The organism is Prosthecobacter sp. (genome assembly GCF_044236155.1).
GTDB lineage: Bacteria > Verrucomicrobiota > Verrucomicrobiia > Verrucomicrobiales > Verrucomicrobiaceae > Prosthecobacter.
In genome coordinates this window covers 33,661-55,766 of sequence record NZ_JBIIHA010000003.1, presented here as the reverse complement: position 1 = coordinate 55,766, position 22,106 = coordinate 33,661, and the positions used below count along the sequence as shown (strand labels likewise).

Below are 22,106 nucleotides of genomic sequence, written 5' to 3'. Positions count from 1 at the left end.
CATCAGGCGGTCTTTTTCTGCGTCCTGCCACCGACGACGGTTTGAAAGCTGCCCCACAGGACGAGCACGGCCCCGATGGCCTGTGGCGTGCTGAAGGGCTCGGCGAAGAGGCTGATGCTGCACAGCGTGATGATGACTGGCACGGTGTTCTGAAACGCTCCCCCGGCGGCGACGGAGAGATAGCGAAAGCCCTCCGTCATGGCGAGTTGGCCGAACGTGGCGCAGATCGCCGCCGCGGAGAGCAACACGATATCCATCCAGCCCAGCGAGGTGAAATGCATGAGCGCAAAGGGAACACCGAGCAGCAGGCCGTAAACGCATTGCGAGGCAAAGATGGTGGCGCTCGTCTCCGTGCGTGTGAGCTGGCGGATCACGACGACGACTGCCGCCGCGAGCACAGCGCCGATGAGCGCGATCATCTCATCGTGCCCGAACTGTGTGAGCGTGCCCGGCGTCATGCCGGTGAGCAGTCCGAGACCGAACAGCGCGAGGAGAATGCCCAGGACCTTCACAACGCCGAGTTTCTCATGCAAAACGAAGGCCGCCATGATGGAAGCGAAGACGCACCACGTGTTGCCGATGAGCGTGGCCTTTCCCGCGCCCAGCGGACCGATGGTGATGTAGTAAGCCGCCGTGCCGAGCGCCCCCAGCACGCCACGCGACGCGAGGAGCCAGCTCTGGAACGAACGACGCAAACGCAATGACCCCGCCGGGGCAAAGAGCACGATGGTGACCAGCAAGCCGAGTCCTGCGCGAAATGTGAGCGACATCCAAGGATCCACGTTGCGAATGGAGGCGAGCACTTTGAGCAGCAGCGCATTGCCGGTAAAGCAGGTGAGCGAGACGAGCATCGCCAGCGTGCCACGCCGGGGATGGTGTTGAAGTTCGGTGGTGTGAGTGCTCATGGAGGCGCCGGTCTGAGGGCTACCTTCGGGCATCATGTCTGATTGAATTTTGAAATGATGATCGCGCTTGGCGCAGGTTCCTCAAACCGTTGGGTCAGGCATGCCAGATGGCACGCGCCGCTTTTACAGCGGCACGAATCGCAATCCGGCTGGCAGGTTTAAGGTTCATCAGACGCGCTGAGGGTGGCTGGGAAAAGGTTGAATGCCAGCGCGATTCTTCACGCGGGGCTTTTTTCACTTTTGCCGTCGTTTTCGGCCAGCAGTGTTTTGTTTTCCGGCGGCAGATGGGCGCGGAGATCATCGAACCACTGGCTCAGGCTGTTTTTCTCGTGAGCGTCTGAGGTTTCACCTCGGAAGAAGCTCTCCATCGCGCATTCGCCGAGAGCGCGGTAGGCCTCGAACTGCTCCTCGTCGAAGAACTGGTCGCCGGTGGACTGGTGCGGGAACTCCGGATGGAGGCGGCGGTAGTCGAGCACATAGGCGGGCTCGGCGCCGGTCATGGCCAGCTTGATGTAGAGCATCCAGGCGGCGGGCGGCGTCTCATCCGGTCGCTGTGGGTCGGCAGGGTAGGTGATTTCGACGAGCAGGCCGTAGGCGCGGCAGTTCCCACCGGGCATCAGGGCGAGCTGGCGAGGATCAAAGCGCATGTGGATGCCGAGATCGATCTCCGCGTAGCGCTGGAGGCGGACGAGGTCGCTGCATTCCATGCCAGCCTCCTGCCCGGCGTCCACGCAGACGATGAATTTCGCGCGGCGTCGCAGCAGCTCATAGACCGCGAGGTTTTCGATGTGGCCGCCGTCGGAGAGGTTCAGATAGCGGTCGTGCTCGCTCATGGAGCCGGCCATCTCCTTGAAAAGATATTTGGGGCCGGGGCCGCGAAGCCAGGACGGTGCCGGTTTGAGCGCGGGATTCGGCAGCCAGTAGCCGAGCCGCACGTTCGCGAGCGTCATGATCATGCGCAGGCTGGGAATGGTCTTGTGGCCCATGTTCGAGGACGCTGCGGCTCCCGAGACGGCGAAGGCGGTGCCGAGATCGACATGCGCGTCCTGCTTCTCCAAATCCTCCGTGCGCACATAGCCGCAGACCGGACTGCCGCACACCTTCGGGCTGAGGAGGAAGAAATCTCCGTTCCTGCCGCGCAGCTCGCGCGATTCACTGGAGGTGAGATTCACCGTCGTGTTGATGAGATGATAAGGCGCGATGTGATTGCCGCCCACCTGGCTGAGCGGGAGCTGCTGGAGCGTGCCGAAGACATTTTTCTGCACAGGCGAGGCTTTTTTCGCGGCGGCGTCAGCGCCGAACCAAAGCGTCATCCACCACTGCGCGAGCGTGCGCAGGAACCAGCCGGCCTCGTTGCGGTCACGCGTGGCGAGATAGCATTCGCACAGGCGGTTGCGGTAATAGCCGTGCGGCGAGTAGGTGTTAACATTCACGCCCAGCCAGCCCCAGACGGCCAGCACGAGCGTGACGGAGGCCACGGGCTGCCAGTTCCATGTGGGTTCGGGGATCTTCACCATGAGACGCCAGCCGACGGATAAAAACACCCAGCCGAGCAACGCCGGGCCGGAAAGAAGGAAGAGCAGGCTCGACAGCTTTTTCAGCCAGCCGGATTTTTTCAGCCTGACCGAGATGTAGCCGAAAACGGAGGAGAAACCGAGGCCCACGAGGGCGAGCACGGTGTCCAGCCGTCCCTGCAACTGCTTGAAATGCGTCATCACATCCAGCCCCTCGCGCGTCATGCCATAGAAGCGGAACAGCGCCGGCGTGAGCCACAAAGCCAGCGCCAGCACTGTGATCACGAACATCATCAGCGACGCCGACTCCCAGGTGACACGCCAGGTTTTGTCCGCGCTCGCGGGAGGATCGCCGTGCGCCATGTTTTGAAACAAGGGCAGCAGGACGAGCAGGAGCAGCAGGATCGTGAACGACGTGATGAGCACCGACGTCGCTGGCGTGTGCCAGCCGGGGAACCAGGCCGCCTCCACCACGCTGGCGGACTGCCCGAGCGCGGCGCTCACGTTTTGCAGGCTGCTCACCCATGCCAGCGAGGAGAGGCTGTCGAGCAGTTCATCCGCGTTGCCGAGGCCGGCCATCATCTCCTTCGGCTTGTTCACCAGCCAGACCGCCGTGCCGAAGTAGCCGCCAGCCTCCAGCGCCTTCATGGCCAATGCGCCGATCAGGGCGAGCGGGAGCACCAGCATGATGTTGAAGATCACGCCGGAAATGAGCAGGCCCATCATCGCCAGCCGTCCGCGCAGGCCGCCGTTGAGCAGGTAGCAACTGTTGTTGCGCAGATGGCGGACGGCGGTGGACTCCGCGCTGCCGGCGGCCTGGAAAGCCTCCGCAAAACGTTTCCGCAGCCGTTCCTGCGGCGTGTCCTCCGGCTTCTCGCCTTTCACCGGGCCGCCGGTGCCGAGGTAGGAGCTCAAAAAGCTGCCGAAATAGCCGCCACCGGAGACGGTGGAGAGATAATCAAAGCGCGGCAGCAGCCCGCGACTTTGCAGCACCTGCGCGATGCCGAGGCAGAACGTCGCCGAGCGGATGCCGCCGCCGGAAAAGGCCAGGCCGCTCACGTCATTGATCTCCGTGCCTGGATCAGTGCCGTCCAACTGCCTGCGGCGCTCCAAGACGGCCTCTTTTTCCAGCGCGTTAATGTCATCGACACTCAGCGCGCCACGAAAGCCAGCTCTGACTCTCACCTGGCGGCCGATGCCCGCAGGCAGCGGAACATCCGGCTTTTTTCGCGGTTTGGCCGCTCTGACGGAGGCTTTTCTGGCCGTGGAGGATGGGGCGGGATCTTTGGCCATGAGTTGTTTGAGGTGGCGGTTCGGGTCGTTTCTTTGACTGATCACGCTGCGATGAGATCCAGCAGCTCCCGTGCGGGCGCCCAGGATGTTTCGTCGGGCTTCGGCGTTTTGCCTTTGGGAACGTAGAAGGCTCCTTCGATGAGTTCGCCGTCGTAATGAAGTTTTCCACCGATGCTTTTGAGCTTTTTGAGCACTTCGGCCGACGGGATGCCTTTGGCGACGAGGAAGTCATGGATGGGCACGCACCAACGCTCGCCGACAAAGTGCCAGACGCTCCAAGAAATGCCTGTTTCCGGCTTCGCAGGCAGGGCGGGGGGATGGACCGGATCGCCGGCCTCGCCGGGGATGAGGCTGAGGAACCAGTCCTTTGTCACTGAGGTGCCTGGGCAGGTTTTGGACGTCTTCGGATCGTCGCGGTGAAACAGGACCGTCTTGGCGCTCTTCTTCAATCCGAGCCAGTCCAGCAGCACGCGGGCGGTGGCGGCCGCGTTCGTCCAGCAGCGCAGCCCGCGTCCGCTTTTCGGATCCTCGCGGCCGGTGTCGTAGTAGCCGAGCACCTCGATGCCGATGGAGCTGGCATTGAAGCTCACGGCATGGATGCCCTTCGCGCGGAAGTCGCACATGCCAAAGATTTCATCCTCGTCGATGAAGAGATGCGGGCCGGACTTCCAGCCAAGCGTGTTCTGGTAGAAGCTCTGGATGTTCCGGATGTGCTGCACGGTGAGTCCGTTCGGCCGGTCGGCCAGGGATGGCGACGCCGTGTGGTGCAGGGGGATGCTGGTGGCCCACTCGGGCGGGGTGCGTGACGCGAGGTGCTCTTCGAGAGAAACCGGAGTCCAGACTTTGCCGACGTTTTCGAATCCCATGGTGTATGGCGTGGTGAAGGGTGGGTGTGTGACACGCGGCGGCCTGCTTGGGGCTGCATTCCAGGCGGATGCTGGTGGATGGCATTTCTGAAGGCAAGCTTTTCTCCTCGGCGTGGAGGTGGTTTTTCTGCCTGCCAAGGAACAGAGCACGGCTTGCATTCGCCCTCGTTTGCGCGATGCATGGGGCCGAAAAACCGCCCCATGACCCCGAAGATCGACCCCGCCCTGCATCGTGACAAAAAACCGGACTGGATCCGCGTGACTCTGCCGCGTGACCCGAAATTCTGGAGCACAAAGGGGCTGATCACCGACCTGAAGCTGCACACCGTGTGCGAGGAGGCCCAGTGCCCGAACCGCTGGGAGTGCTGGAGCCAGGGCACGGCCACCTTCATGATCGCCGGTGACCGCTGCACCCGCGCCTGTGGCTTCTGCGCCGTCAAAACGGCCAAACCCTTCGCCCTGGAGGCCGACGAGCCGCAGCGTGTGGCCGAGGCCACAAAGCGCATGGGCCTGAACCACATCGTCATCACCGCTGTGGCGCGTGATGATGTCAAAGACGGCGGCGCGGACCATTTTGCGCGCACCATTGAGGCCGTGCGTGAGGCGGTGCCGACGATCACCATCGAAATCCTCGTCCCCGACTTCAACGGCAAGGACGACGCGTTGGAAGTCGTGATGAAGGCGAGGCCGCACATCTTCAATCACAACCTCGAGACGGTGGAGCGCCTCACGCCGCTGGTGCGCAGCCGCGCGCAGTATCACCGCAGCCTGCACGTGCTGAAACGCGCGAAGGAAATGGCGGAGGAGCTTGGAACCAAGTGCGCCACGAAGAGCGGCCTCATGCTCGGCCTCGGCGAGACGGAGACGGAGCTTTTCCAGGCCATGGACGACCTGCGGGAGCATGGCGTGACTGTTTTGACGCTGGGCCAGTATTTGCGCCCCTCGCCGCAGCATCTGCCGGTCATCGACTACATCCACCCGGACACGTTTGAGAACTACAAGCAGATCGCCCTCAAAAAAGGCTTCCGCCATGTCGCCAGCGCTCCTCTGGTGCGCAGCTCGTATCACGCGGCGGACTTCAAGCCGGAGCTGGATTTGTAGTCGGCGTTTGAGAAAGGGGCAGGAATGCTGCTTGCCCTGCGTCGGCGCTTTCGGCATCATCGCGGCATGACACGCACTATTCTCGCCATCGGCGCGCATTATGACGACTGCCCGTTCGGCATCCCTGGCACGCTGCTGCGGGCGGTGCAGAAGCATCAGCGGGTGGTGATTCTGAGTTTGATCGGCGATTACACGAACTGGCCGCCGGTCAAAGGCCGCGAGCAGGGTTTGATCGAGCTGTCGAAGCAACTCGCCGCCGAGCGCGGCATGGAGATGCGCTTTCTGCCTTACAAGAGCATGGGCTTCGAGCCCTCGCTCGAAACGAAACGCGCCGTTGCGGAGGTCGTGGCCGAGGTGAAGCCGGACACCGCGTTCATGCTGTGGCCGCGTGACCGTCATCCCGACCATGAGGCTGCCAGCGCCATCTGCCACGCGGCCTTGTATCAACCCGCACGTCTCCTGGGCCGCGACGATGCCAAGGGGCCTTCACGAGTCTATTGGTATGACAATGGCCCGGGCCACACGATCGGCTTCGAGCCGGACACCTTCGTCGATGTGACCGCCGATTGGCCCGCCGCCAGCGAATGGCTGGGCCGCTTGATGGCCTTCGTTCGCAAGGAGGACTACGATTCCGCGAAAAGCGACGCGGCGATGGACACGAAGACCGTGCTGGCACGCTACCGTGGCCTCGCCTGCGGTGCTCGTTATGCCGAGGCTCTGAAAAGCGTGAAAGCCGTCGTCACCTCTGACCTCTGAAAGGTGGTACCCCCGCTAGGACTCGAACCTAGGACCAATTGATTAAGAGTCAACTGCTCTACCAACTGAGCTACGGAGGCATTTCCTGTCTGAACCAAACAGGGTCGGTGAAGGGCGCGAGTAATAGCCGACTCGGCCCGCCGTGCAAGCGCGTTTTCACCCTTCTCAGGGCAAAACTTTCAAATGCTTGAGGAGGAACTTCACCACATCCGGCTTCGGTTCCGGTGCGTCCTGCAAAACAATGCAGGGCACGCCGTCAGCCGCACACTCTTTGTGGACCTCTCGTGCGTGATGGATGCAGTGCAGCCATTCGCCGCGATTTTTCGGCGCTTCGACGACCTGCGAGTTGTTGAGCAGCAGCGGTGGATCGTCTTTTGAGATCCAATGCAGCATGTCGCACTCGCGCAGCACGCTTTTGCCTTTTTCCGTGGCAAAATCGGCGATGGAGGAGAGATGGTAAAACATCGCGCCCTCCGCCTCGCTGGTGTTGAACTCAGGCTTCGCCGGGCCGAGGAAGGATTCCCAGCGCGTGAGGTCATAGGTGGCCTGCGTGGCGTTGCAAACGGCGCAGACCAGACGTGTGGACTCGCGCAGCACGGGATCTTCAGCCTTCGGATCTGCCATGTCATCATGTGTGGCGAGCCAGAGCGACGTTCCAGCGCCTGCGGAGCCGCCCATCGAGGCGAATCGCTCTTTGTCCAGCTTCCACTCCGCTGCCTTAAATCGCGTGAACTGCACGGCGCGCGCGCAATGCCTCAGGATGTCCTGGATCGGCATGGAGTCGAGGAACGGGTAGTTCACCGCCACGCACGAAACGCCGCTGCTGATAAGCTGCTGCACCTGCTTGTCGGCACCCCAGCGGCTTTTGTCACCCGCTCGAAAACCGCCGCCGTGGATCGCAAAAACGACCGGCGTGGGCTGCTCGGATTTCGCCAGCTAAACGTCGATCCGGGCGCGCTCGTGCGTGCCGTAGGCCACGTCGGCAAAGTCAGGCTTCAGGGCGTTTTTCGGCGGCGTGGCGTCGTTCGACGGCTTCTTCCGCATCTTCGCCAGGAAGGCGCGGCCTTCCTCCATCGTGAGGATGCCATCCTTGTTCGTGTCAGCGTCGGGATAGCGTTTCAAGCCCTCACGCAGCATCTCGTTGTTTTCAGAGGTGACCTGGGCGTGGAGCGTCGTGGCAAGAACGAGGAGGAGTAGCAGTGTGCGTTGCATGGCGTTGACGCATGAGTGACCTGAAACGCGGTTTGTATGTCAAGGTAGCGGCGAAATCCGGATCTTTCGGAACTCGGCCTTCCCTTTGGAATAATCGTCACCGGCGCGGAACTGCAGCACGTCGAGCACACCTTCGACCTTCGGCCCGTCGCAGACCTTCACGCCGTCCACGAGCAGCTCGGTCTTGTCCTTCGCGGCCTTGATCGTGATCTGATACGGCTTTTTGCGCTCGTAGGTGAAGAGCTTCGCGCCTTTCGGCTGCGGGTAGAGGCCGAAGGTCGTTTTGTAGGCCTCGTTGGCGAATTTCACGTTCCCCATGACGAGACGCGGCCGCATGCCATCAAGCACGGTGATCTCGAAGTCGATCTGGAACGGGGCGGAGCGGTTGAAGTCGTAAAGCAGCGTGCTGTCACCGTTGCCCGCGAGTAATTCGGTCGTGCGCTGCCACTCGCCGGATTGCTTCTGCCATTTGAGCGCGTTGGCGGCGGCCAGCGGCTCCTCGACTCCGTTGTTCAGCGGCGTTTCGAGTTCGGCCACCATGGTGGACTCGTTCAACTCGAGCGCTTTCTCCTTCCAATCGCGCCGGGCGGCCGCGAGCCGCGATTCGAGGCTGGCATGATAACCGCGTAGCAAAGTGGCGAGCGCGTCCTCGCCTGGGGCAGCCACCGGCATGTCGGCGAACTTCACGGGAGCGTCAGATTTCAGCAGCGCCGCGAAGGCGGTGACTTTGGCGGCCTCGTCGGTTTTTTTCGCGCGCTGGCGGTCCTCGGCCAGTTGCTCGGCCTCGATGAGCGCTGCGGCGTTCAGATCCGCGGTGACGCGGCGGCAGCGCGCGGCGAATCCTGCGCGCAAATCGGCCAGACTGGCCACCACGGCTTTGGCGTCGCCTTTTTCGTCCGGTGGATCTAGCCGGCGGATCATGAGGCGGCGGATGTGCGTGTGCGACTTCTCATGGAAGAAGTGATGGAAGAAGCCGATGACGGAGTTCTCCGGCATGTCGAAGGTTTCACCGTCCTTGTAGGTCGTGCGGTGGTTCACCACGATGTCGCGGTGGTTCAGACGGTAGGTCACGAGACCGTTGCGGCAGATGATGTGAAACTTCCACGTCCGGCCGTTCACGGGCGGCGTGACCTGCGGGGCGGCGGTCTGGTACATCTTCCGCAGCATGGAACCCACCGGCCCTTTGCCGGAGCTGTCCCAGTGCGCGCAGGAGATCCAGTCCTCGGTCTGTTCGCCGCCGTGGTAGCCGAGGATGATGCTCAGACCTTGCTTGCCGTCCGGCAGATCTTTCTCCTCGTATTCACCGGTGAATTCGAAGTTCGTGCCGACGCGGCCGTTGTGCAGCAGGAAGGCGCGCGCGCCGTGGCCGTTGTTGACGAGCGTGCCCGTTTTCAGCCCGGTCCAGAAGCCGCTGAGGTGATGCCACTCCGCGAGATCGGGAAAGGCCCACATCTTCACCCATTTGCCGGTGGCGAAGTCTTTTTCAAACTTGCACGCGGCGATGCGCTCCAGCAGCAGCCCCGGCGGCTCACCTTGAAAACGGGAGGCGATGTCCTGGTAGCCTGCCAGTGCGTCATTGGCTCGCCCCAGCGTGTAGGCCTCCTCCGCGGCATCCCATTCCGTGTTGAAACCAAAGGTGTACAAGGCGGATTGCGCGCGCACCTCGGCCTCGTTGGCTCGCAGATTCAGCCGTCGCCGTGTTTGCCGTGGAAACGGTACGGGCACCTGCTGAAACGTGTCGTAAGCCGTCTCGTAATCTCCCGCCATCCACGCTAGCACTCCATAGTCCGCCAGCCGCCAGTCGTGCTGCCAGAGGCGATAGACTTCCTTCGACTCCGCGATCTCGCGGTTCGAGCCCAGCACCACCTGCTTCAGCGGCTCCTGGGAAAGTGTGAGCCGGATGTCGTCCACATCGTCTTCGAGATATTCAAGGATGCGCCGCATGGCGACGACCACGCCCTGATCATGCCTGCCGGTCAGCGTGCAGGCGCAGTAAAACGCCTTCATCTGGTCGATGCTGCCGCCCCAGCGCGGACGCAGGGCCCACAGCAAGTCGTAATACGCGCTGTAGTAATCGCATTGCGCGGCGATGGCGCGATCGAACCACAGCCGTGTCGTCTCGCCTGGTTCGCCGTGCCCGCATTTCACGATGTCGATCATGGATGACGCGCCCTGCGGACGGTCGGGGCGCAGTTCCCACGCCTTCTTGAAATGCCCGCGTGCGGTCATCTGATGCTCCTCGAACTTTTTCCAGCCCTCGTCCTTCACCGTGTTCGCGAAGCCTCCGCCACGATGGGTCCAGGCGATTCGGTTGTGCAGCTTTCCAAGCAGCATCTCCCGCAGCCAGGGAGTGAGATGCGGCGCGTCGCATAGCTTTTGCAGCTCCGCCTGCCGCTCCTTCACGTTCGCGTTTGTGAAAACGAACTCCACCTCGTCAAAAAACAGCTCGTCCTCCTCCGGCGTGAAGACCGCCGGGTCCATGGCGCTTTTCAGCATGCGCTTCGTCCGCTCGGCGTTGGATTTCGCGATCGTCTCCGAGTTGCTCGAGCGCCTGATCTCATTGAACTGCGCCTCGATGTACGCGGCGACCACGGACGGGTAATCCTTCAGCGTCTTGTGCCGGTTCGCTCGCGAGAGAAAGTCCCAAGCGTCCGTGTAGCCCTCGTTCGATTCCCACACCACCCACGCGGCCAGCCAGAGAAGCAGCGGCTCCTCCACCTTCGCTTTCGCCAACGCGGTTCCTTCCGCCGCCATGACGTCCCACGGCCGCTTCGGGTCCACATCGGGATGTCCGGCTTTTGCCAGCAGCGCCTGTTTCACAAAACTGCGCGCCGCCTCCGCCTGCTGCGGCCATTGCGCGATGTTTTTCTCAAAGACGGGCAGCAGCACGCGCTGCATCCACGCCCAGCGCACTTTTGCCAGATCGATCGCGGAGCGCGCGCCCGGTTTGATCTCGATGGGCGCAAATTGTTGCTCCTTCAGAAAGTCGCGCGCCGCCTGCCGCCAGTCCGTGTCGGCAGCGTGGCATGAAAACATCGCGGCGAAGGCCGGCAGTAGCGTGAAAATCAACTTCATGGCCGGGAATGACATCAGGAAGGCAGCAGGCTGTCGAGCCCGATTTTAGTGGCAAGAGAGCGGTGAAAATGATGGAATCAGGCAACCAAGCTCATTGAATGGAGTTTCGCCCAAACCTGCTCTTGATCTTTCGCTGCACTTGCTATGCGGTTGGTGGGTTCGTCGTCTTGATCGCTGTGCTGCTGGGAATGTCCTGGATCGGACGCAACCTAAGTGAGATGCATGCGGGCGCGCTTCAGTTGCTGGTGCTTGGTTTTTTTGGATGGCTGCTGGCGCGACAACATCGAAAAGAAGACAAAGCTTCCGCTGCCGAGGAGCCCCTTTATCGCAACGCAGAGCAACGAAAAAGCCATGAGGCTTACGAAGCAATCGCCGCCCTGACGGACGATGGGGCGCTGCAGAAAATCATGCAGGCCGCGCCAACTCGGCCGCAGGGTTGGTTTTGCTGGCTTCACCAAATCAAGTGCGCGAATTATCCGCGGGAGATATATCTTGATCTCAGTGCAGAATGGCGGCGAATCGGTCATCGGATACACGAAAACCCCGCCTTCCTGGACGCGGAAGCCATGATCGAAGTGCGTCGGCATGCATGGCTCGTAGGCAGGCTGAAATTGCGCCATATCATGCAGGCCGCATGGCCCAATCTCGGTGCCGAGGAGCGTGGCATGATGCTTGCGGGACTGTCGGAAGAAGACCGGCAGGAAAAGACTGCGAAAGAACGTCAATGGGACAACGACTGGATCGTTGCCAGCCTGCCGGACGTGATTCTCTTGGCTAGCCATTTGGCGGAGATCGCCTGTGGGGCCATCTATCATCGGGATCTGCGGCTTTTGGAGGCCGTTTTATCGAAAGGCAAAAGCTGGCTCGATGCCGTTGTGACTCGGGATGATCGTGATCAATGGCCAGACGATTTGAAGGATGTGAGCGACCGGTTGATCGACATGCTTCTGGAGGCTTCCATCTTTCGCTGCTGGGCTCCGGGCGTGTCACTGGCGCTCGAGCATGGAGCTGATCCCAATCTGCATCTCTGGGAACTGGAGGACTGTCAAAGTGAGCATTACACGAGCGTTGGTTGGGTGATTGGCGGAAGCAGGACGGGCGGTCCCGACCGATGCAAGGTTTTTCAACTGCTGGTAGATCACCCGGCCTTCAAACCCGGCCCCACACATTCGAAAGCACTTTGGCAAGCCATGCGTTGCTCCAAGGGCACCTCGTTTCAATGGAGGCTGATCGAGAAAGGAGTCACTTTTCAATCTTTCATCAAACCACCATGGCTTGTAAATCTGCCAAGGGACCAGGAGCCCGATTGGCAGAAATGTTTTGTGAGAATGCAGGATGAACAGCGGGCTTCATTCGAAGCAGCCTGCGAACTCGCCCGGATCCTTCCTCTTCTCTCCTGCCACGAGGCCAGTTGGTTCGATTCGCAGTCTTGGATGGGAGGTCCCATATGGGAAACACCTATTTCTCCGCTCTTGTATGACCACCGGCTGGAGGATTTGAAAAAATTCGCCAACTGCGGACTGCCATTGCGTCTGACTTTCCTGGATTACTTGATCCTTATTCGTGCCAGATCGCTGCAATGTCTCGAGTGGTTGATGGAGCAGTGGCAGACTCCTTTGAATATCCGGGCCAGAGCTCTTCAAATCATCATTGAACTGCAACAGATGCATTCCCGGCTGAAGGACGGGCCTGGAGACTCAATGTGATGCAATTCAAAAGCTGTGGTATCACGAACAATGCGCTTACCTGCCATCCTCATTATATCTGCGGCCTACGCGGCTGGCCTGCCGCTCAGTGTCACAATTTCAGGCGGGGCCGGGCCTTACACCAAGGAACGCTGGAAGAGCGACTGGCCCGGCTGCGAGTTTGAGGGAGGCATCCAAGAAGGCCGCGTGGCCGTGACGGCAGACAAGTGTCTCCGCGTGAACTTTGCCGTCGGTAAGATCGGCCCGGAGGAAGGTGGCGCGGGCTGGCGCATGCCGTTTGGGAAACATGAGGCGGCGGAGATGAGCTACACGCTGCGCTTCAGCAAGGACTTCGACTTCGTCAAAGGAGGCAAACTCCCCGGACTCTGCGGCGGGCCGGACAATGTGAGCGGTGGCCGGCCTGCGAACGGCGAGAACGGCTTCTCCGCGCGTCTAATGTGGCGCAAGGACGAACGCGGTGAGGCTTACGTCTATCACAAGAACCAAAAGGGCGGTTATGGCGACAGCTTCGCCTTTCCCGCTGACTTTCGCTTTCCCACCGACACGCCGGTGAAGGTGCGCATCGCGGTGACGATGAATACGCCCAGTAAACGCGATGGAACGCTGCGAGTGTGGATCGATGACAAGCCTGTGGTCGAGCGCACCGACATGGAGTGGCGCAGCGTGGACACCTTCGGCGTGGACGGCCTCTACTTTGAGACCTTCCACGGCGGCGGAGACAAGTCCTGGGCTCCCACACGGCCCTGTTGGGTGGAGTTTGCGGAGATGAGTGTGACGAAGGAAAGCTGATCAGGCGCGGCTCAGCGCGCCTCTTTCGCGTACGCCTCATACGCCTCGGCGATCTTCGCGGCCTTCTCGTCGCCTTTGTGGAAGATGAAGCGGTGGCGTAGCTTGATGCGCTCGCCTTCCTTCAATTCGAGCGCGCCGCTTTCAGTCTGCAGCTTGAGCTGCGAGAGACCAAAAGGATTCGCGGTGAAGAGGCCGTAGGTGCGCGCATGCCAGGACGTGGGATGACGGAAGCTGCTCGGGTGGTTCAGGAACGCGATGCCGAGGTGCTCGCCTTCGACCGGGCCGTGATAATCACACCACTTCGCGCGCTTGCCCCAAGTGTCGGCGTCCTGGTGGCCTTCGCTGTTGATGAGCTTGCCGCCTTCTTTCGCATCGACGGACATGCTGTGCGGCACGCGGATGCTCAGACCGGCGTCTTTCTTGTCATCCACCACGACGCGGCCCTGGGAGGCGATCAGGTCGATGTCCACGTCGATCACGCGGCTCTCTCCCTGCACCTGGAAGGTCATGCTGCGCTCCTCGGTGATGGTCACCTTGCCCTGCGGATCGACATAATCGGAAAGTGCGTAGATCACGCCGGTCGCGCCGCCTTTCAGCTCCTTGAACTCACGATGCTTGATGGCACCGAGGTGCTTCACGCGCTCGCTGGTCTTCGGATTCGTGCCGAAAGTTGCGAGTTCCGCCCACGTGTCGTAGCCGCCGATGCTTTCGTGGCCGAAATTGAGGCCGCGATGATGCGGATGGTCCTGCTTCTCACCTTCGACGTTCTTCATCGGATAGGAGCGTGTCATGGACTTGCCCGTGGGGCCGTAGATTGGCCAAAGATACGGCTTGTTCGCCTGATCGACGACGTATTCGGCGAAGACTTGGCCGTCCACCTTCACGACAGCGCCGCCGGTGGCGGTCTTTTCGACGGTGAATTCAGCGGCGGCGGCCGGCAGGGCCAGAACAAGCGTGGAGGCGAGGAGGGCGGTCAGTTTCATGGTGGTTGAGTGAACGTGGCGAGTCTGAAATGCTTTCGTGCGAGGTCAATTCCAGCCCCGGAAGAATCCCAGCGCGTTTCTGGCAGTGTCAGCGGCGACTTTTTCGACGGATTCACCACGCAGCGCGGCGATGGCGCGCGCCGTGTCCGCCACATGGGCTGGTTCGCAGCGCTTCCCGCGATGCGGGACTGGCGCTAGGTAAGGAGCGTCCGTCTCGATCATAAAACCGTTCGCAGGCACCACACGCGCCGTTTCGGCGATGACACCGGCGTTCTTGAAACTCACGATGCCGGTGAAGGAAATCAGATGCCCGCGCTCCAGCAGCGGCCGCGCCTGCTCGATCGTGCCGGTGAAACAATGAAACACACCGCGCAGCCGGTCGCTGAAAGGAAGCACCAGCGCCGTCAGGTCATCCCAGCTCTCACGGTTGTGCAAAATCACGTTCAGCTTCAATTCCGCCGCGAGTTCGAGCTGCGCGGCGAGCACTTTGGCCTGATGCGACTTCCAATCTTCCAACGTGAAGCCCTCCGGCGGCGCATGGAAGTAATCGAGGCCAATCTCGCCGATGGCGCAGACCTTCGGATGCTTCGCGAGTTCACGCAGCTCATCGATCCAGGCCTCGCCGCTCACCGAATCCGCGTCGCAGGGATGAATGCCGACCGCCACGCGCACATCCGGCTCGTATTCGGCGATGGCGAGCAGCTTGCGCGCGTTTTCGAGATTCGTGGCTGGCGCGACCATGCGCGTGACACCAACGGCACGTGCGCGCTTCAGCACGGCGGGCAGGTCGTTGTCGAACTGTTTGCTGCCGAGGTGCGTGTGCGTGTCGAAAAACATGTTCTGCGCCTTCGCACGGGCGGTTGGAGTGTCAAGCGTTGCGAAATTGGGCTTTCCGATCTCCCCGCGGAAGTGGTAAACCAGAGGCATGTTCTTTCGCCTGCTTTGCCTCGTCTCCGCTTTGCTGCAGCTGGCCGCTTTTGCCGCGACGGAGGATTATTTCGGCATCCATGTCATCGACGAGACCACAGGGCGCGGCGTGCCGCTGATCACACTGAAAACGACCAATCAAATCGCGCTGACGACGGACAGCGCTGGCTGGATCGCCTTCAACGAGCCGGGTTTGATGAACCGCGTCGTGTATTTCAGTGTCGAGGGTCCGGGATACGCGCTGCCGAAGGACGGCTTCGGCTTTGCGGGCGTCAAACTCACGCCGCTGGCTGGAAAATCGGTGGAGGTGAAGGTGCTGCGCACCAACATCGCCGAACGCATCTGCCGACTGACAGGGCAGGGGATTTACCGCGACAGCACGCTGCTCGGCCATGAGGTGCCGCTGCCACGGCCGAATCTCTTCGCCGATGTCATGGGCCAGGACTCCGTGCAGGTCGTGCCGTGGAAGGGGCGCTACTTCTGGATCTTCGGCGACACGCAGCGGCCGAACTACCCGCTGGGAAATTTCCACTCCACCGCCGCTTGGAGCGATCCGCCGGACAAAGGTGGGCTCGATCCCGAGAACGGCATCCACTTTGAATACGTGACGGATGAAAACGGCGCCGTCGCTAAGATGCTGCCGGTGGACGAGCCGGGCGTGGTGTGGCTCTTTGGCATGCTCATCGTCACGGATGCGCAGAACCAGGAGCACCTGCTCGCGCATTACTCACGCTGGCGCGACCTCGGCAAGCGGCTGGAGCACGGTCTCGCGGAATACGACGAGACGGCGGGACGCTTCCGCCGCATCGCCGTGCTGGGAGATGAATTCGAGTGGCAGCATCCGCGGCACAACGCCGTGCGCGTGAAAGGGGCGGATGGCGACTGGATCTACTTCGCCGCGCCTTTCTGCCAGACACGCGTGAAGGCGGACTACGACTCCGTGCAGAACACCTCGGCTTACGAGTCGCTGCTGTGGTCGCCGGAGCATGGGGAATACGTCTGGCAGAGCACGCTGAAGCCGACGTCGCAGAAAGACGAGGAGAAGTTCGTCGCGGAGAAAAAGATGCCGGCGAGCAAGGCGCGGATGCAGTTCACCGACGCAAAGACGGGCAAACGCGTGCATCTGCACGCCGGGAGCGTGCACTGGAACAAGCACCGCGAGCGCTGGATCATGATCGCCGTGCAGGAGGGCGGTGGGGAGTCGTATCTCGGCGAGGTCTGGTATCTCGAATCGAAGCAGATCGAAGGGCCGTGGCGCAAGGCGGTGAAGATCGCCACGCATCCGAAGTACAGCTTCTACAATCCGAGCCATCACGCCTTCTTCGACCAGCAGGACGGGCGTGTGATCTATTTCCAAGGCACCTACGCCGAGACATTCTCAGGAAATCCCGTTGCCACGCCGCGCTACGACTACAACCAGCTCATGTATCGCCTCGATCTCGATGACGAGCGGCTGAAGGCGGCGCGGGCGGAATAGGGCGGGCAGCACACGAATCAGGGCTCATGTGCGTGGATGAGAGTCTGGGTATCGTATCGTCTGGTAGTAGCAGACTGGTATCCGGCCAGACGGGCGTTCTATTGCTTCGGCTTCTTTTTGGGGCTAATGGGCCGTCTCAAGGCCATTCATATGAGGAAATGCTGCGGTCCTCCACGATAGGACGATTTATGCTCCTGCGCCTTTTGTCTGGCGGGAACCAAGAGGAAAGCCACAACCTTGCATCACCAGTGGTCGGGAGCAGCCGAAGATGACCTTTGCAACCGTCATGAACCGTTTCTATGCTAAAAAAAGTTTGCGTAGACAATATGAAAGCCATTCCAAGAGGCAGCCCGCACGCTCAGTTCCCGAACGAGTTTCTAATAAAACTTCGATTGTTTTTGCGCTCCATTCCCATGCAAGTGGCCGTCTTGCTGGCAAGCGGCACCGTCAGCATGGCGCAGGGGCTGTCTCCTCAAGAAGCGGTGCGGCGCATGTCGGTGCCTGCGGATTTGCAGGTGAGCTTGGTTGCTGCGGAGCCGATGATCGTGCAGCCGGTCTGCATCGAGTTTGATAACCGTGGACGGTTATGGGTGGTGCAGTATGTGCAGTATCCGAACCCTGAAGGGCTCAAGCGGGCCAGTGTGGATCGTTGGTCACGAACAACGTATGATCATGCGCCTGAACCACCGCCGCGTGGCCCGAAAGGGGCGGACTGCATCACGATATTGGATGATGAGAATGGCGACGGTGTGGCGGACAAGGCGCATGACTTTGTCAAAGGGCTGAACCTGGCGACGGGCATCGCCTTCGGCCACGGCGGCGTCTTTGTGCTGAATGTACCTTACCTGCTATTCTATCCCGACCGGAACCAAGACGATGTTCCCGACAGTGATCCCGAGGTGTGCCTGTCAGGCTTCGGCATGGAGGATGCGCACTCGGTCGCGAACTCGCTGACATGGGGGGCGGATGGCTGGCTTTACGGCTGCCAGGGCAGCACGGTGACAGCGCGGATTCGCGGGCAGGAGTTCCAGCAGGGGGTGTGGCGCTATCATCCCCTGACGCACGAGTTCGAGCTTTTCTGCGAGGGGGGCGGAAACTCCTGGGGCCTGGATTTCGATGCCGAGGGCGAGCTGATCTACAGCACGAACGCGGGGCCGTATCGAAGCCTGCATGGCATGCAGGGGGCGTATTTGTGGAAAAGTTTCGGAAAACACGGACCGCTGCACAATCCATATGCTTTTGGCTGGTTCGATCACATCCCGCACGCGAACTCGACGGGCGGTCATGTGGCGGCAGGAGGCATCGTGTATCAGGGCACGCATCTGCCATCCCGCTACCAAGGCCGCTACCTATGCGCCGACCTTCTGGGTCATGGTGTCCAATGGCATGAGATGAAGCGACGCGGCTCCACCTTCAGCTCCTCGTATGTGGACTACCTACTGCGCGCGAATGACGCATGGTTTGCCCCGTGTGACCTGACCGTCTCGCCCGACGGCGCGGTCTATGTCGCGGACTGGTGTGACCAGCGCACTGCGCACCCTGATCCTGATGCTGAGTGGGATCGCAGCAACGGACGCGTTTATCGCATCGCGGCGAAGGGCAGCAGTCCCAAGGCCGCGCCTGCCTTGATGGACAAGAAAACGGAGGAATTGATCGCTCTGCTGGGCGACCCAAATCCATGGGTCGTGCGCACGGTGCGACGTTTGCTCGCTGATCGACGTGACCCCGAGGCAGTGCTTCCGCTGCGGGCGCAGATTTTGGAGGCCAAAGATGAGCGTCTGGCACTGCAATCCCTATGGGCGTTGCAGGTCAGCGGCGGCTACAACGAGTCCTTTGCCGAGAAAACGCTGAGGCACCCGCTGGCAACCGTCCGCAAGTGGAGTGTGCGATTGCTCGGCGATGAGAAGCATGTGTCACTTGAGAACGCCAGACAGTTGGTCGAGCTGGCGCGGAGCGATGACAGTGTGCGGGTGCGGGGTCAGCTGGCGGCAACGGCAAAACGCATCCCCTCGGATGCAGCGCTGCCGGTTCTCGAAGCACTGCTGTTGCGTGATGTGGATGCGGACGATCCGTATGTGCCCCTGCAGTTGTGGTGGGCGTTGGAGCGGCACTCGATCAGCGCCCTGCCGGAGATCGAACGATTCATGATCTCTCCGATGGCATGGAAATCCAGGCTGGTGAGGGAGGTCATCGTCACGCGGCTGATGCGTCGGTGGATCGCCGAAGGCACCACCGCCTCCTATGACGCCGCCGGACGTCTGCTCGCGAGTGCGCCGGACGAGGTGCAGAGACAGCGGCTGTTCGCGGCAATGGAGCAGGGATTTGAGGACAGGCCCACCGGCCTGGCTGCACCCGATGGAGGAGGGCTGTTTGCCAATTCCGCCAAAGTGCAAACACTGACCACCCAGAGCACCCGGTTCGAACAAAATCTCCCACCCTCGCTATTGGCCCAAATCGACGCCGCATGGCGTGATGATACGCAGGATGCGGTGCTCATCGCGCTGGGTTTGCGCTCGGGCCGTGCCGCCGCGTCCGAGCGCGCACGCCAGATCCTGGAAGACTCCACTGCTGACACCCAAACGAGGACGCGGATGATCGCCCTGCTCGCCAAGCGTGCTGATGCAGCGGACGCGCCGCGTTTGTTGCGACTCGTGGGCTCTGGCCCGGTGCCGCTGCAGTTCAGCGCGCTCGATGCGCTGCCTGCGTTTGAAAAGGCCGATCTCGGAGGTCCTTTGATAAGCCGATACTCCTTGCTTGAGAAGGATGTGCGCGCGCGTGTGCGGCAGGTTTTGCTGAGCCGTCAATCGTGGGCGCGGGCACTGCTGCAAGAGGTTGATTCCGGGCGTGTCGCTGCCAGCGATTTCAGCAATGATGAGCTCCGCGTGGTGGCGCTGCATGGGGATGCGGCTTTGGACAAACAAGTCGCCAAACACTGGGGCCGCATGAGCGCCGGCACAACAGAGGAGAAACTGGCGGAGATGCGCCGCCTCAAAAATGATCTCAACGCGGGCAAGGGAGACGCCGCGCGTGGAAGAGAACTTTATGCCCGCGTCTGCGCCGCCTGCCACACACTCCATGGTGAGGGGGGCCACATCGGCCCTGATCTCACCCAGGCAAACCGCGCGGATCGCGAGTTCCTTCTGTTGAGCCTCGTGGACCCCAGCGCGGCGATTCGCAAAGAGTACCTGACCTCGATCGTGCAAACCACGGATGGTCGTGTGCTCTCCGGAGTGAACGCGGATGATACCGGTGACGGTATCGTGCTCGGCACCATCACCGGCGAGCGCGTGACGATCCCGCTCGCGCAGGTGCGCTCTGTTCAGCAGTCAACAGTCTCCCTCATGCCTGAGGGGCTTATGAAGCTGTTCAAACCTCAGGAACTGCGTGATCTTTTCAGCTATCTTGAAAGCAAACAGCCGCCCGCCAGGAATCCATGAAAACAACCGTCTTGTGTGTCATAAGCACCGCCGCGTCCGTCCTCGTCAGCGCATCGCTCAGCGCGGAAACACCTCGTGTTTATGCGAACAAGCGCACACCGATCCTCGACGCCACCCCGTTGCTTGCTGATCATCCTGAATGGGTGGAGCCCGTCCGCGAAACGCGCCGCTATGAGTCCCCTGCGCTGGTCAATGACCCTGGCGCAGACCTGCACGTGCGCGCCTGGCGCTGGAGCTACAACGCACGCGCCATCATCGAGTTGCCCAATCACCTGATCGCCAGCCAGACCGCCGTGATCATGGTGCATCCCTGGGGTATCGACGATGGTCAGGGCTGGAACACGCCGGAGCCTGCTGGTGCGGCGGACTTCTGCACACCCGAAAAAAACCGCCTCGCGGGGAAGCACACACGCGAGGTGATCGCTCCGTTCCTTCAATCACTGCGCGGCAAGGTTGCCGGCGTTTTTCACAGCCTGCCGGGTTCCTGCGACCCTATCCGACGCAAACTCTACCGTTCGCTTGATCACACGCCGACAGCCGCTGAGCGGAAGCAAGGCGCGGTGGAACTCGACAAGAAATTGCGTGGTTTTAATTACAAGGCGGGATCGCTGCCATCGAAGCTCACGCTCTCGATTGACAATCCAGTGGCAGACTACTTCAAGCAGTTCGGCGGACTCGAGGCGGACGCGCACTTCAACAACGCAGGCTTTTGGGATCTGCCCATTCCACTCTCCCGTGACGTCTCTGCCGCGCCTGAAGACATCGTGGTTTATGACAACGAAGGCTATCCGAGGCTGCGTGACCATCTGAAATCTTACGGCATCCGGCACATCCTGCTGACCGGCTACGCCACTGATCTCTGCTTTGCCAAAACCTGCGCTGGCTACCAGAACCTTTCGCAGGATTTCAATGTTTTCCTCGTCGGTGATGCCACGCTGGCAACTTTTCCCGCGCACATCACGCCCCGTTTCGCCACCAGCGCCCACATCGCCACCGCGTCATTGAATCAACTCATCACCCAGATTTCCTGGATCAAACATGAACGCTGAACTTGGGAACACACGCCGCGGCTTTCTTCGCGCCCTTTCGCTCTCAGGTCTGTCCGCCGCGCTACCCGTGCGAGCAGGCGAGAAGAAGGCGCGCATCGCCATCACCTTTGACCTCGAAATGTCGCGCAACTTTCCTCGATGGGAAGACACGCGCTGGGATTATGAAAAGGGCAATCTCAACGAAGAGACTAAACGCTACACCACCGATGCCGCGCGTCGGGTGAAGGCGCACGGCGGCCACATGCACTTTTTCGTCGTTGGCCAGGTCTTTGAACAGGAAAACGTTGATTGGCTCAAGGAACTCAATCAAAGCGGTCATCGCATCGGTAATCACACTTACGACCACATCAACGTTCTTGCCCGGCGGCCTGCTGATCTGCAGTACCGCTTTCGGCGTGCTCCCTGGCTCATTGAAGGAAAGGAGCCTGTGCAGATCATCCGCGAGAACATCCATCTCTGCACCGAGGCCATGCGCGCACGTCTCGGCATTGCCCCTGCTGGATTCCGCACTCCAGGCGGTTCAGCCACAGGTCTGAATGGGCGTGATGATTTGCAGAGCATGCTGCGCGATCTGGGCTTCACCTGGGTCAGTTCCAAGTATCCTGCCCACTCCAACTCCAAAACAGGCGAATCACCGGAGGCTTCCGTCATCGAGAACATCCTCGCCGCCCAAGCCGCGGCGCAGCCCTTTGTCTATCCAGGCGGCCTGATCGAGATTCCCATGAGCCCGATCAGCGACGTGGGTGCCTTCCGCAACGGCCGGTGGAAGCTCGATGACTTCCTCCGTGCCATCCGTCTCGCGGTCGAATGGACCATCGAGCATCGCGCCGTTTTCGACTTCCTCTGCCATCCCTCCGTGATGTATCCGAGCGACCCAGAGTTCAAAACCATCGAACTCATTTGCGACCTTGTGAGAAAGGCTGGTGATCGTGCCGAGTTAGTCACTCTGGACGACATCGCGGCAAGCCTTTCGAAGTAGCCTGCACTGTGTTCAGAGCTTTGACTCCATCCACGCG

The 22,106-nt window shown here is 61.1% G+C and carries 16 protein-coding genes and 1 tRNA gene; 8 read left to right on the top strand and 9 right to left on the bottom strand.

Annotation, left to right across the window (positions count from 1 at the left end; genetic code table 11):
- Positions 1-2: 2 nt before the first annotated feature.
- From ACILSE_RS04050 to ACILSE_RS04040, 3 genes are all read right to left on the bottom strand, one after another.
- The gene (locus tag ACILSE_RS04050; protein ID WP_395716072.1) at positions 3-905 is read right to left on the bottom strand and encodes a DMT family transporter; all 903 of its coding nucleotides are present in this window, start codon (positions 903-905) and stop codon (positions 3-5) included.
- Between the two features lie 218 nt (positions 906-1,123).
- Entirely contained in the window at positions 1,124-3,712 is a 2,589-nt protein-coding gene (locus ACILSE_RS04045) for a hypothetical protein (protein ID WP_395716071.1), read from the bottom strand.
- A 41-nt stretch (positions 3,713-3,753) separates the two neighbouring features.
- Complete coding sequence (locus tag ACILSE_RS04040; RefSeq protein ID WP_395716070.1) at positions 3,754-4,578, bottom strand: peptidoglycan recognition family protein; 825 nt, start codon at positions 4,576-4,578, stop codon at positions 3,754-3,756.
- A gap of 201 nt (positions 4,579-4,779) precedes the next feature.
- On the opposite strand from ACILSE_RS04040, the gene lipA reads away from it, so the two are divergent.
- On the top strand, positions 4,780-5,679 hold the full coding sequence (gene lipA, locus ACILSE_RS04035) for a lipoyl synthase (protein ID WP_395716069.1): 900 nt from the start codon (positions 4,780-4,782) through the stop codon (positions 5,677-5,679).
- A 66-nt stretch (positions 5,680-5,745) separates the two neighbouring features.
- Complete coding sequence (locus ACILSE_RS04030) at positions 5,746-6,435, top strand: PIG-L deacetylase family protein (protein WP_395716068.1); 690 nt, start codon at positions 5,746-5,748, stop codon at positions 6,433-6,435.
- A 4-nt stretch (positions 6,436-6,439) separates the two neighbouring features.
- Here the strand turns inward: ACILSE_RS04030 and ACILSE_RS04025 are convergent.
- From ACILSE_RS04025 to ACILSE_RS04010, 4 genes are all read right to left on the bottom strand, one after another.
- Positions 6,440-6,515: transfer RNA gene (locus ACILSE_RS04025), tRNA-Lys, on the bottom strand.
- An 85-nt stretch (positions 6,516-6,600) separates the two neighbouring features.
- Positions 6,601-7,371 (bottom strand): alpha/beta hydrolase, encoded by a 771-nt coding sequence (locus ACILSE_RS04020; RefSeq protein WP_395716264.1) that lies wholly within the window; start codon positions 7,369-7,371, stop codon positions 6,601-6,603.
- A complete protein-coding gene (locus tag ACILSE_RS04015) occupies positions 7,372-7,647 on the bottom strand; it encodes a hypothetical protein (RefSeq protein WP_395716067.1) in 276 nt (91 codons plus the stop codon).
- A gap of 39 nt (positions 7,648-7,686) precedes the next feature.
- Positions 7,687-10,722, bottom strand: a complete 3,036-nt coding sequence (locus ACILSE_RS04010) for a hypothetical protein (RefSeq protein ID WP_395716066.1) — start codon at positions 10,720-10,722, stop codon at positions 7,687-7,689.
- 98 nt (positions 10,723-10,820) lie between these two features.
- Here ACILSE_RS04010 and ACILSE_RS04005 point away from each other — a divergent pair, with 98 nt between their 5' ends.
- Together ACILSE_RS04005 and ACILSE_RS04000 are read left to right on the top strand one after the other, a co-directional pair.
- Positions 10,821-12,428, top strand: a complete 1,608-nt coding sequence (locus tag ACILSE_RS04005) for a hypothetical protein (RefSeq protein WP_395716065.1) — start codon at positions 10,821-10,823, stop codon at positions 12,426-12,428.
- 30 nt (positions 12,429-12,458) lie between these two features.
- Positions 12,459-13,217, top strand: a complete 759-nt coding sequence (locus ACILSE_RS04000; RefSeq protein WP_395716064.1) for a polysaccharide lyase — start codon at positions 12,459-12,461, stop codon at positions 13,215-13,217.
- A gap of 11 nt (positions 13,218-13,228) precedes the next feature.
- Here the strand turns inward: ACILSE_RS04000 and ACILSE_RS03995 are convergent, their stop codons facing one another.
- Positions 13,229-14,200 (bottom strand): PmoA family protein, encoded by a 972-nt coding sequence (locus tag ACILSE_RS03995; RefSeq protein ID WP_395716063.1) that lies wholly within the window; start codon positions 14,198-14,200, stop codon positions 13,229-13,231.
- Between the two features lie 45 nt (positions 14,201-14,245).
- On the bottom strand, positions 14,246-15,127 hold the full coding sequence (locus ACILSE_RS03990) for a TatD family hydrolase (RefSeq protein WP_395716062.1): 882 nt from the start codon (positions 15,125-15,127) through the stop codon (positions 14,246-14,248).
- Between ACILSE_RS03990 and ACILSE_RS03985 the strand changes: the two genes are divergently transcribed.
- From ACILSE_RS03985 to ACILSE_RS03970, 4 genes are all read left to right on the top strand, one after another.
- The gene (locus ACILSE_RS03985; RefSeq protein ID WP_395716061.1) at positions 15,126-16,604 is read left to right on the top strand and encodes a hypothetical protein; all 1,479 of its coding nucleotides are present in this window, start codon (positions 15,126-15,128) and stop codon (positions 16,602-16,604) included. The genes ACILSE_RS03990 and ACILSE_RS03985 overlap by 2 nt on opposite strands.
- Before the next feature lie 413 nt (positions 16,605-17,017).
- Positions 17,018-20,041 (top strand): PVC-type heme-binding CxxCH protein, encoded by a 3,024-nt coding sequence (locus tag ACILSE_RS03980; protein WP_395716060.1) that lies wholly within the window; start codon positions 17,018-17,020, stop codon positions 20,039-20,041.
- A complete protein-coding gene (locus tag ACILSE_RS03975) occupies positions 20,038-21,090 on the top strand; it encodes a hypothetical protein (RefSeq protein ID WP_395716059.1) in 1,053 nt (350 codons plus the stop codon). The genes ACILSE_RS03980 and ACILSE_RS03975 overlap by 4 nt, the downstream gene beginning before the upstream one ends.
- Positions 21,080-22,069: a polysaccharide deacetylase family protein gene (locus ACILSE_RS03970; RefSeq protein ID WP_395716058.1), complete on the top strand. Its 990-nt coding sequence runs from the start codon at positions 21,080-21,082 to the stop codon at positions 22,067-22,069. The genes ACILSE_RS03975 and ACILSE_RS03970 overlap by 11 nt, the downstream gene beginning before the upstream one ends.
- The last annotated feature ends 37 nt before the right edge of the window (positions 22,070-22,106 follow it).